This window comes from Desertihabitans aurantiacus (assembly GCF_003344635.1).
Classification (GTDB): Bacteria; Actinomycetota; Actinomycetes; order Propionibacteriales; family Propionibacteriaceae; genus Desertihabitans; species Desertihabitans aurantiacus.
The window spans coordinates 1-10,674 of sequence record NZ_QPKK01000129.1 but is presented as its reverse complement, the minus strand read 5'-3'; the positions used below and the strand labels follow the sequence as shown (position 1 = coordinate 10,674).

Here is a 10,674-nt window from a genome sequence, read left to right as displayed (position 1 = left end):
CGACCCAGCTCGCCGGCGGGGTCTCCCAGCTCGCCGGCGGCGGTCCGGCGCTCGCCGACGGCGCCACCCAGCTCGCCGGTGGCGTGTCCCAGCTGGCGGAGAACGGTCCGGCGCTGGCCGACGGCGCCACCCAGCTGGCCGACGGCGTCTCCCAGCTCGCCGAGAACGGCCCGGCGCTGAGCGACGGGGCGACCCAGCTCGCCGACGGCACCGGGCAGCTGGCCGAGGGCGTCCCCGCGCTGACCGAGGGCGCCGCCCAGCTCGGCGAGGGTGCCACCGCCTACGCCCAGGGTGTCGAGCAGTACACCGACGGGGTGGGTCAGGCCGCGGCCGGGGTCGGCGAGCTCAACGACCAGCTCCAGGCGGGGCTCGGCGGGGCCGACGTGTCCGGCCCGAGCGAGGAGGAGCTGGAGCAGCTCACCGGAGGCGCCACCGAGGTCGCCGAGGGCATCGGCGGGCTGGACGAGGGGCTGGGCCAGTACCAGTCCGGGTTCGCCGACCTGGCCGAGGACGGGTTGCCCGAGGGCGCGGTCGCGTGCCCGGACCAGCTCGACGACGAGTCGTGCGAGGTCTTCCAGCAGGGCGTGCAGGCGGGTTCCCGGGCCACGGCCACCCAGGCCGTCGCCGGGCTCGGCGAGGAGGATGACCCGAGCAGCCTGCGGGGCGGTGTCGCCGCACTGGCCGACGGCGCCGACGACTTCGCAGGCGGCATCGGAGAGCTGGCCACGCAGCTCGGGGCGCTCGGCGGTCTGGGTGAGCAGCTGCAGCAGCTCGTCGACGGCGTCGACCAGCTGGACCAGGGTCTGACCGAGCTCGACCAGAACGGAGCGCAGCTGGTGACCGGCGCCGAGGAGCTGGCCGACGGGGCCACCGGCCTCAGCACGGGCATCGAGCAGCTCGGCACCGGCATCACCGAGCTGGACGCCGGTGCGGGTGAGCTGGCGACGGGCATCACCCAGTACACCGACGGGGTGACCCAGCTGGACGCCGGTGCCGGCGAGCTGGCGTCGGGGATCACGCAGTACACCGACGGGGTGACCCAGCTGGACGCGGGTGCGGGTCAGCTGGCCTCAGGCATCACCCAGTACACCGACGGTGTCACCCAGCTCGATGCCGGTGCGGGTCAGCTCGCGTCGGGGATCACGCAGTACACCGACGGTGTCACCCAGCTCGATGCCGGTGCGGGTCAGCTCGCGTCGGGGGTCACGCAGTACACCGACGGTGTCACGCAGCTCGGCACCGGCCTCGGCGGCTACGTCGCCGGCATCGTCCAGTACACCGACGGCGTCGCCCAGTCCGCGACCGGGGCGACCCAGCTCGCCGAGGGGCTCGGCCAGCTCGACGACGGCGCAGGCCAGCTGGCCGACGGGTCCCGCGAGCTCGCCGACGGCCTGGCCGAGGGCGCCACCCAGATCCCCACCTACGACGACTCCGAGCGGGAGAACCTCGCCAGCGTGGTCGCCGAGCCGGTCACCACCGGCGACGAGTCGGTCGACCTGCTGCCGATCGCGGCCTCCACCAGCCTGCTCATGGTGCTGGCGCTGTGGCTCGGCGGGCTGGCCACCTTCCTGGTGGTGCAGGCGGTCTCGGCGCGCACCTGGATGTCCTCGCGCCCGTCCTGGCAGCTGGCGCTGCTGGCGATCGCCCCGGGCGCGGCAGTCGCCACCGTGCAGGCCGTCGCGCTGACCATCGTCGGGCAGGTCGTGCTCGACCTCTCCGCCGGCCGGGTGGTGGGGCTGCTGCTCCTGCTGCTGCTCATCGGGTGGACGTTCGTGGGCCTCAACCACGCCCTGGTCGCCTGGCTCGGCGGTGTCGGCCGCGTGATCTCGGTGACGGTGGCTGTGCTCGCCGCGGCGGGCTCGATCACCTCGGCGGTGCCGGCGCTGTTCGACACCATCCGACCGCTGCTGCCGACGAGTCCGGCCCTGGACGCGGTCCGGGCGCTGCTCACCGACGGGCCGGGGCTCGGCGGCAACGTGATGACGGTGGTGGTGTGGCTGCTCATCGCGGTCGCGGCCAGCGTGCTCGCGGTGCTGCGCCAGCGCACGGTCAAGCCGGTCGTCCTGCTGCGGCCGCGGACGGCCTGAGCCGACCGGTCCGCGGGCGGCGCAGACCCCGGGTGGCAGCATGGCCGCCATGGACTGCGACGTGCTGGTCGTCGGCGCCGGCCTGGCCGGGCTGCGCGCCGCCGTCGGCCTGACCGACCGCCACACCGAGGTGCTGGAGGCCCGCGGCGAGATCGGCGGGCGGGTGCGCACCGAGGTGGTCGACGGCTTCCGCTGCGACGTCGGGTTCCAGCTGGTCAACCCCTGCTACCCGCGGCTGCGCGCCGACGTCGACCTGGAAGCGCTCGGGCTGCAGCCCTTCGTCGCCGGCGTCCGCGCCCGCACCGAGCACGGCGACGTCACCGTGGCCGACCCTCGCCGCCACCCGCGGCTGGTGCCCGACACCCTGCGCTCGGGGTTCGTCCACCCGGTCGAGCTGGCCCGGATCGGGCGCTGGGTCGCTCCGGTGCTCGTCGCGCCGCAGCGGATGCTCCGCAGCCCGGACCAGGCCTGGGGCGAGGCGCTCGACCGGCTCGGTGCCACCGGCGCGGTGCGCCACCGGCTGCTCGTGCGGTTCCTGGCCGGGGTCCTCCTCGAGGACGACGGGTCGAGCTCGGCCCACCTCGTCCGGCTGCTGCTGCGCTCCTTCGCCCTCGGCACCCCGTCGCTGCCGCGGGAGGGCGTGCAGGCGCTGCCCCGCCAGCTCGCCGACCGGCTGCCCCGGCCGGTCCGCTGCTCCGAACCGGTCACCTCGATCACCCGGGCCGGCAGCGGCTGGCGGGTCACCACGGAGGCGGCCACGTGGACGGCCCGCGCCGTCGTGGTCGCCACCGACACCGCCGACGCCGGCGGCCTGCTCCCCGACCTGCCGCCGGCACCGATGAAGGGCGTCACCACCTGGTGGTACGCCGTCGCGGCCGAGGAGGTCGCCGGGCTGGCCCTGCCCGACGCGTTGCGGGTGGACGGCCGGGAGCGCCGCGGCCCGCTGGTCAACGCCGCCGTCGTCAGCGCGGCCGCTCCCAGCTACGCCCCACCGGGTCGGGCGCTGCTGCAGGGCTCGGCGCTGCTCGGCCCCGGGCAGCGGGTCACCGACGAGGCCGCCCGCCGCCACCTCGAGGAGCTGTTGCAGCTCGCCCCCGGCCGGGCGGAGCTGCTGGTCCGCCACGACGTCGACCGCGGTCTGCCGGCCCAGCCACCACCGCTGCACGTCCGTCAGCCCCAGCAGCTGGCGCCGGGGCTGTTCGTCTGCGGTGACCACCGCGACACCGGCTCCCAGCAGGGCGCACTGGCCAGCGGCGCCCGGGTGGCCGAGCTGGTCCGGGCCCAGACGGCCTGAGCGGCGCGGCGACGGTGGCGCTCGCCCACCCGGAGCCGAGAGGTCACCCGCCGTCCACCGTCGTGTCGCCGGGACCGGCCTAGACTTCCCGCGTGCCGAACTGGATCGAGCTGGACGGACTGGTCAACGCGCGCGACCTCGGCGGGACGCCGGTCGCCGGAGGCGGAGAGGTGCTGCCCGGGCGGCTGCTGCGCTCGGACAACCTGCAGGACCTCACCCCCGCCGACATCGAGGAGCTGCGCCGCCGCGGGCTGACCGACGTCATCGACCTGCGCAGCGCCTACGAGGTGAACGCCACCGGCGACGGCCCGCTGCGGGCGCTGGAGGAGATCCGCCACCACCACTTCAGCTTCTTCGTCGAGGAGCACGGCGAGGCGACCTCCCCGGCCACCGGCGACGAGCTGCCCGAGAACGCGCTGCCCTGGGTCGAGAAGCAGATCGAGGAGCACCTCGACGACCACTTCGCCTCCACCTACTGGGGCTACCTGTCCGACCGACCCGACTCCGTCGTCGGCGCGCTGCGGGCGATCGCCCACGCCGACGGTGCGGCTCTGGTGCACTGCGCCGCCGGGAAGGACCGCACCGGGACCACGGTCGCCCTGGCGCTCTCCCTCGTCGGGGCCGAGCGGGACGCGGTGGTCGCCGACTACGCCGCCAGCGACGAGCGGGTCCCGCTGATCATGGAGCGGCTGATGGGGTCCCCGGTCTACGCCGCCAACCTGCGCGGACGCTCGCACGCCGCGCAGGCCACCAAGGCCGAGACCATGGACGCCTTCCTGCGCTACGTCGAGGAGTCCCACGGCGGGGTGGCCGCGATGCTGGGCCGTCTCGGCTGGACCGAGCGCGACACCGACGCGATGCGTCGCCACCTGCTCGGCTGAACCGGACGGCTCAGGGTCGCCGCTGACGGGCGGCGAGGATCGCCAGCTGGATCCGGTTGGCGACCCCCAGCGTCTCCAGCAGGGCCGACACCTCGGCCTTGACCGTGCCGAGCGACAGGTACAGCTCGGCGGCGATCTCGGCGTTGGACAACCCGCGCGCCACCGCCTCGGCGACCTGCCGCTCCCGCTCACCCAGGGACGCCCAGCGCTCGTCGGGCGCGTCGGGGTCGGCGGTGCTGTGGCGGATCAGGGTGCGCAGCACGCTGGCGCTGAACACCGGCTCCCCGGCCGCCGCCCGGTGCACGGCGTCGACGATCTGCTCCGGCGGGGCGTGCTTGAGCAGGTAGCCGTCGGCGCCGGCCCGCAGCGCCGAGAGCACCGTCTCGTCGGCGTCGAAGGTGGTCAGCATGATCACCGCGGGCGCGCGCAGCCCGGGCCGCCGGCGCAGCTCCGCCACCGCGGCCACCCCGTTCAGCCGCGGCATCCGGACGTCCACCAGGGCCACGTCGGGCCGGTGCTCGGCGACCGCCCGCCCCAGCTCGTCGCCGTCCTCGGCCTCGCCGACCACCACCACCCGGGCATCCCCGGCCAGCATCATCCGCAGCCCCGCCCGCACCAGCGGGTCGTCGTCGACCAGCAGCACCCGCACCACCGCGTCCGCGCTCATCCCCGCCACGGCAGCACCGCCCGCAGCCGGAAGTCGCCGTCGACCACCCCGTGCTGGAGCCGGCCGCCCTCCAGCCCGACCCGTTCGGCCAGCCCGGCCAGACCGGAGCCGGCGCCCGGGATCTGCGAGCCGGTGGTGCCCAGCGGCAGCGTGTTGCGCACCTCCACCTCCAGCGCCGGCCCGTCCACCCGGCGCAGCACCACCGTCACCGGCGCGCCCGGGCTGTGCTTGCGGGCGTTGGTCAGCCCCTCCTGCACCACCCGGTAGGCCGTCCGCTGGCTCTGCAGCCGCAGCCCGACCGGGCCCGCGAGGTCGATCTCGGAGCGCAGCTCCACCGGCTGCCCGGACGCCGACACCTCCGCCACCAGGGCCGGCAGCGAGGGCAGGTCCACCGCCGGCCGCGCGGTGCCCAGCGCCGCCCCCTCCAGGCCGCGGCCCGGGCCGTCCTCGTCGTGCAGCACCGTCAGCACGTCGTGCAGCTCCTCCAGCGCGCGGTGGGCGGACTCGCGGATCACCGTCACCGCCGAGCGGAGCTCCTCCTCGGTCAGCGGGGCGCCCGGCCGACCGTCGGTCCCGGGCCGCACCCGGAACTCCAGGGCGCCGGCGTGCACCGACAGCAGCGAGATGCGGTGGGCCAGCACGTCGTGCATCTCGCGGGCGATCTGGGTGCGCTCGTCGCGGCGGGCCCGGCGCAGCTGCTCCTCGTGCTCGGCCCGGTCGCGCTCGGCGCTGGCCAGCAGCCCGTCCACCACCTGGCGGCGGGAGCGGACGGCCAGGCCCAGGCTGAGCGCGGTGGCGTACAGCATGAACATCAGCACGGTCCACACCGGCAGGGTCATCCCGCCCACCGGCACCACCAGGTAGTACGGCACCGCGATCGCCAGGTGCACCCCGGTGGCCAGCAGAGCCACCCACACCCGCGCCCGGACGGCCACCACGAACACCGACACCAGGGCCGGCAGCCCCGCGGTGAGGAACAGCCCGCCCACCGGCGCGAGGGCCAGCGCCAGCCCCACCGGGTGGCGGTGCCGCCACACCAGCGCCACCGCGGCCAGCACGCCGACCACCAGGTCGAGCCCGACCCACCACGTCGGCAGCAGCGCGAACAGCGCCCCGCTGGTCGCGACCGTGTAGGCCCAGTAGAGGAGCGCGGTCACCGGCAGCGCGACGTCGACCACCCGGGACGGGCGGGCCCGCGCCTGCGCCGCTGCCGGGGTCACCACGGCCGGGGTGCTCACCTGCCGGACTGTACGCGTCCGCGTGCTGGCCGACCGGCCAGGAGTTCTGGCCGGTCGGCGGGTGCCGCCGGCCGGTCCGTCCCGGCAGCCTGGACGCCGTGACGCAGACGGAGACGACGAGCCCGGCGCTGGAGCTGCGCGGGCTGCGCCGGCAGTTCGGGGACAAGGTGGCGGTCGACGACATCGACCTGGTGGTGCCACGGGGCAGCTTCTTCGGCCTCGTCGGGCCCAACGGGGCGGGCAAGACCACCAGCCTGTCGATGGCGGTCGGGCTGCTGCGCCCGACCGCGGGGCGGGCGATGGTGCTCGGCACCGACGTGTGGGCCGACCCGATCGGGGCCAAGACCGCGCTCGGCGTCCTGCCCGACGGGTTGGCGCTGCCCGAGCGGCTCACCGGCGGGGAGCTGCTCGACTACTGGGGACGCCTGCGCGGCATGCCGCGCGCCGTGGTCGAGGACCGGGCGGCGGAGCTGCTGCGCATCCTCGAGCTGGACGAGGCCGAACGGCTGGGCACGGTGGTGCTCGAGTACTCCACCGGCATGCGGAAGAAGATCGGGCTGGCCACCGCGCTGCTGCACTCGCCGCGGGTGCTGGTGCTGGACGAGCCCTACGAGGCGGTCGACCCGGTCTCGGCGCGGGTGCTCACCAGCATCCTGCGGCGGTTCGTCGCCGCCGGCGGCTCGGTGGTGATGTCCAGCCACGTGATGTCGCTGGTGGAGCAGCTGTGCGACCGGGTGGCGATCATCGCCCGCGGGCAGGTGCTGGCCGCCGGCACGCTGGCCGAGGTGCGCGGCGCCGGCACCCTGGAGGACCGGTTCGTCTCGCTGGTGGGTGAGCGCCGGCTCGAGGAGGAGGACCTGACGTGGTTGGGGTCCTGATCTCGCTGAAGCTGACCCTGCTGCGGCACTCCCCGAAGGGTCTGCGGCAGACCGGCTGGGTGCTCGGCGCGCTGCTGGTGCTCAGCACCTGGGCCGGGGTCCTGCTCGCCACCGCCGGTGCCGTCCGGGTGGAGGTGCAGGTGCTGACCGCGGTCGGGTGGGGGGTCGGTGCGGTGCTCGGTCCGGTGCTGATGTCGGGAGCCGGCGTGCTGCGCGCGGAGTACTTCACGCTGCTGCCCCTGGACCGCTCCCGGCTGGCGCTCGGGCTGCTCGCCGCCGTCTTCCCCTCGGTGGCCTCGGGCTACCTGCTGCTGGCCCTGCTGGCCGCGGTGGTGCCGGCGGTCGCGCTCGGCCCGCTCGCCATGGCGGTCGCGGTGCTGGGCGCGCTGCTCGCCTGGGTGGTCGTCATCACGCTGGCCCGGCTGGTCTACGCCGCGCTCGGCTCGGCGATGCGGACCTGGCTCGGGGTGGAGATCGCCGGTCTGCAGTTCGGGCTGCTGATCGGGGCGATGCTGGCCGGCTGGATGGTGGTCGCGGCGGCGTTCCAGACCGTCCCGCTGCTGCTCGCCGAGGGCCTGCCCGATGACGTCACCGCCGTGCTCGCGGTGCTGCCCACCTCCTGGCCGGTGCGGGCGGCGGAGGCGGTCGGCACCGGACGCACCGGGACGGGGCTGGCCTGGCTGCTCGCACTGGTGCTGCTCGCCGCGCTGCTGCTCGCGCTGGCGGCGGTGCTGCTGCGCCCGAACCTGGACGGACGCAGCCGGCGACGCACCCGTCGACCGCTCGGCTCGCGGCGGGGCCGCCGGCTGCTGCCCGACACCGCGCTCGGTGCGGTGCTCGGCAAGGAGCTGCGCCAGTGGTGGCGCGACCCGTGGCGGGCGCTGGAGCTGCGCAGCGGGTTCTACACCGGGGTGGTGTTCGGGGTGTTCAGCGCCGTCTCCGGCGACTTCGCGGTGGTGGCCCCGCTCTCGGGGCTGGTGATCGCCCTGATGATCTGCCTGGCCGCCTGCAACCTCTACGGCCAGGACGGGTCGGCGGTGTGGGTGAGCATCGTCAACCAGCGGCCCGACACGGTCACCGCCGACGTCCGCGGACGCCAGCTGGCCGTGGTGCTGCTGGTGCTGCCGCCGGCCGCCGTCGTCTCGGTGGTGCTGGTGCTGGTCTCGGACGCGGCGTGGGCCTGGCCCGTGGTGGCCGCCGGTCTGCCGGCACTGGCCGGGGTGGCCTCGGGGATCGCGGTGCTGGTCTCGGCCGTCGGGGTCTCGCCCGGGGTCGACCCGCGGGCGCGGACCGGACCCAACGACGCCGGCGGCGACATGGGTCTGCAGGCGCAGGTGGCGCTGTGGGGCACCCTGCTGCTGGTGCTGCCGACGGCCGTCGCACTCGTCGTCGGCTTCGTCGCCCTGCCCGGCTGGGGGCCCTGGGCGGCGGTGGCGGTCGGCGTGCTCAACGGCGCGCTCGGCTACGGGCTGCTGGGACGGCTGACCACCGGCTACCTCGCCACCCGGCTGCCGACCGTCTACACCCGGATCCGCTACGGCCGCAACGACGACACCGGCGCCCGGGGCACCCTCGGCTGGTTCGAGACCTCCTCCCAGCAGGCGGAGGAGAAGGCGCGGGAGGCCAAGCTGGCCGAGCGCCGGGCCCGGGCGGAGAGGCGGATGACCCCTACCGGCCGGCCCTGATCAGGTCCCCTCGCGGGTTGCGGCGCAGGTCGACCGCCGGATCAGCCGAAGGTGTAGCCCACCTCCGCCGCCCGGCCCAGTGGCACCCGCAGCACGGACAGCCGGCGGGAGGCATCGGCGAAGTAGGTGCGCGTCGTCGGCGTCAGCCGGGCGTCGGCCTCGGTGCCCCAGTCGATCGTCAGGGTGACGCCGCCGCGTGACACCGTCACCCCCGTGGTGCGGGCGGAGGTGGGCTCCCCGACGGCGGCCTGGCGGCCACCCACCCAGGTGACCACGTCGTCGTGGCGCAGCACGAGCGGGACCTGCTCGGTGCCGTCCATCGTGGTCGTGACCTCTCGGACGAGTCCGGTGTCCTGCAGGAGGACCGATCCGGTGACGTTGCCGCCCGTGGTGGTCCACGAGATCCCGAGGTCGTCGTGCACCCGGCCCACCCGACCGGGCTCGACGACCCGACCGTCGGACACCGGCCCCTGGTGGTACCGCGGGGTGAGGTCGGAGGCGCCGTCGGTGCCGCCGTTGGGCAGCACGGTCGCCCAGCACTCCGTGTTCGAGCTCTGCCCGCCGTGGACGAACGTGCCCGCGCGGGGGTGCCACAGCAGGCCGAGCCCGGCGCGGACCACCGCGTTCGGCCGGACCCCGAAGAAGGCCTGCAGGTAGTAGCCCGGCCGGCGCACGAACAGGTAGTGCTGGTCCTGCGGATCGACGCGCAGCTCGCTGAACCGCTCGTGCCGGACGGCCGGCAGCCGGCGCAGCGCGACGTCGCGCCGCCGGCGCCTGGGGTAGCCCTCGCCGTAGGGGATGTTGGCCGGGATCCGGGGGTTGGTGTCCCCCGGCGCCAGGGCCGGCACGGGCTCCGGTGACGCGGCCCAGGCCTCCCGTCCGGCCTCGCGGTCCTCCCGTGCGGGGTAGAAGACCGCCAGGTCCGGCACCTCGGAGCAGAACACCGAGCCCAGGTCGCGCTGCTGGCGGTCGACGGTCACGGCGTCCAGGTAGTACATCGGGGTCCGGGCCGCGCCCGAGGCGAAGGACACCAGTCCGGCTCCGTCGGGCTCGGGCACCACGGTGTACCTCAGCCACTCCGCCAGCCGGCGCACCAGTGGCAGCAGCACCGGCGCCCCGAGCTCGGTGTGCAGCTCGTGGATCTCGGTCAGCGTGACGTTGAGGTTGTAGGCGATGTCCATCCCGCGCGGCTCGTAGAGGAAGCCGGCCGGGCTCTGCGCGGAGGCGGCGAAGTGGCGCACCCGATCCCGCAGCAGCGCGTCGAGCACGGGGTCGGGGTCCAGGGCGAGCGCCTTGGCGGCTCCGGCGAGCCCTGCCGCCGGCTGGTTCGCGAACTCGACGATCCCGCCCGTCCAGACCCCGTCGTTGTCGGGGTCGAGGAACCACGTCGTCGCCCGCCGCAGGGCGGCGCTGATCGCGGCGCACCGCTGCGGCAGGAGATCGGCCCCGCGCAGGCGCTCCAGCGTCTTGCTGAGGTAGCCGAGCGCGAACGCGGTGGCGGCCCGCGAGTGCTCGTCGGGGGCGTACTCGGGCCAGGACCCGTCCTCGTGCTGGAGCCGCAGGTAGTAGTCGACGGCGGCGTCGAGGCGGGCCGCGAGCGCCGGGTCGCCACGGTAGGGGTTCCAGGGCCGCTCGGCGGTCAGGAACCAGGCGAAGGTCGCGACGTGCTCGCAGGTGCGGGCGTTGAAGGGTTCGCTGGGGGTGCGCCACCAGCCGCCGGCCTGGAATCCGCGCAGCGCGGTGTCGGAGTCGTCGATGTCGTTCACCATCGCGGCGAGGGTGACGAGGTAGGAGGCGTAGCGCTGCTCCGCCGGGGCGAACAGCCTCCGGTCCGGCGGGACGGCGAGGGCGGCCACCCGTGGCAGCGGCCCGGAGCCGGGCGGCACCCGGGGCGGGGTCAGCGGGGCCGGGGTCGCTGCGGCCGGGGCGCCGCTCAGGGCGAGG

General features: G+C 75.6%; 7 protein-coding genes and 1 pseudogene. 5 read left to right on the top strand and 3 right to left on the bottom strand.

Going from position 1 to position 10,674, the window contains the following annotated elements; genetic code table 11:
- From DVA66_RS11535 to DVA66_RS11525, 3 genes and pseudogenes are all read left to right on the top strand, one after another.
- A pseudogene (locus DVA66_RS11535) lies at positions 1-2,087 on the top strand (hypothetical protein); the annotation flags it as partial.
- 49 nt (positions 2,088-2,136) lie between these two features.
- The gene (locus DVA66_RS11530) at positions 2,137-3,381 is read left to right on the top strand and encodes an NAD(P)/FAD-dependent oxidoreductase (RefSeq protein WP_232821917.1); all 1,245 of its coding nucleotides are present in this window, start codon (positions 2,137-2,139) and stop codon (positions 3,379-3,381) included.
- A gap of 92 nt (positions 3,382-3,473) precedes the next feature.
- Positions 3,474-4,262, top strand: a complete 789-nt coding sequence (locus tag DVA66_RS11525) for a tyrosine-protein phosphatase (RefSeq protein WP_114127384.1) — start codon at positions 3,474-3,476, stop codon at positions 4,260-4,262.
- Between the two features lie 10 nt (positions 4,263-4,272).
- Here DVA66_RS11525 and DVA66_RS11520 read toward each other — a convergent pair whose 3' ends face one another.
- Both DVA66_RS11520 and DVA66_RS11515 read right to left on the bottom strand, forming a co-directional pair.
- Positions 4,273-4,929: a response regulator gene (locus DVA66_RS11520; RefSeq protein WP_114560222.1), complete on the bottom strand. Its 657-nt coding sequence runs from the start codon at positions 4,927-4,929 to the stop codon at positions 4,273-4,275.
- Positions 4,926-6,167, bottom strand: a complete 1,242-nt coding sequence (locus DVA66_RS11515; RefSeq protein ID WP_114560219.1) for a sensor histidine kinase — start codon at positions 6,165-6,167, stop codon at positions 4,926-4,928. The genes DVA66_RS11520 and DVA66_RS11515 overlap by 4 nt, the downstream gene beginning before the upstream one ends.
- Positions 6,168-6,265: 98 nt before the next feature.
- On the opposite strand from DVA66_RS11515, the gene DVA66_RS11510 reads away from it, so the two are divergent.
- Positions 6,266-7,045: an ABC transporter ATP-binding protein gene (locus DVA66_RS11510; RefSeq protein WP_114560218.1), complete on the top strand. Its 780-nt coding sequence runs from the start codon at positions 6,266-6,268 to the stop codon at positions 7,043-7,045.
- The gene (locus DVA66_RS11505) at positions 7,030-8,730 is read left to right on the top strand and encodes a hypothetical protein (protein ID WP_114560217.1); all 1,701 of its coding nucleotides are present in this window, start codon (positions 7,030-7,032) and stop codon (positions 8,728-8,730) included. The genes DVA66_RS11510 and DVA66_RS11505 overlap by 16 nt, the downstream gene beginning before the upstream one ends.
- A gap of 41 nt (positions 8,731-8,771) precedes the next feature.
- Here DVA66_RS11505 and DVA66_RS11500 read toward each other — a convergent pair.
- On the bottom strand, positions 8,772-10,674 hold a 1,903-nt coding region (locus tag DVA66_RS11500), incomplete at its 5' end, for a hypothetical protein (protein ID WP_114560216.1).

Bases quoted from the DNA above. Each gene is read 5' to 3' on its own strand.
- DVA66_RS11520 (WP_114560222.1), bottom strand. From the start codon at position 4,929: ATGAGCGCGGACGCGGTGGTGCGGGTGCTGCTGGTCGACGACGACCCG.
- DVA66_RS11530 (WP_232821917.1), top strand. From the start codon at position 2,137: ATGGACTGCGACGTGCTGGTCGTCGGCGCCGGCCTGGCCGGGCTGCGC.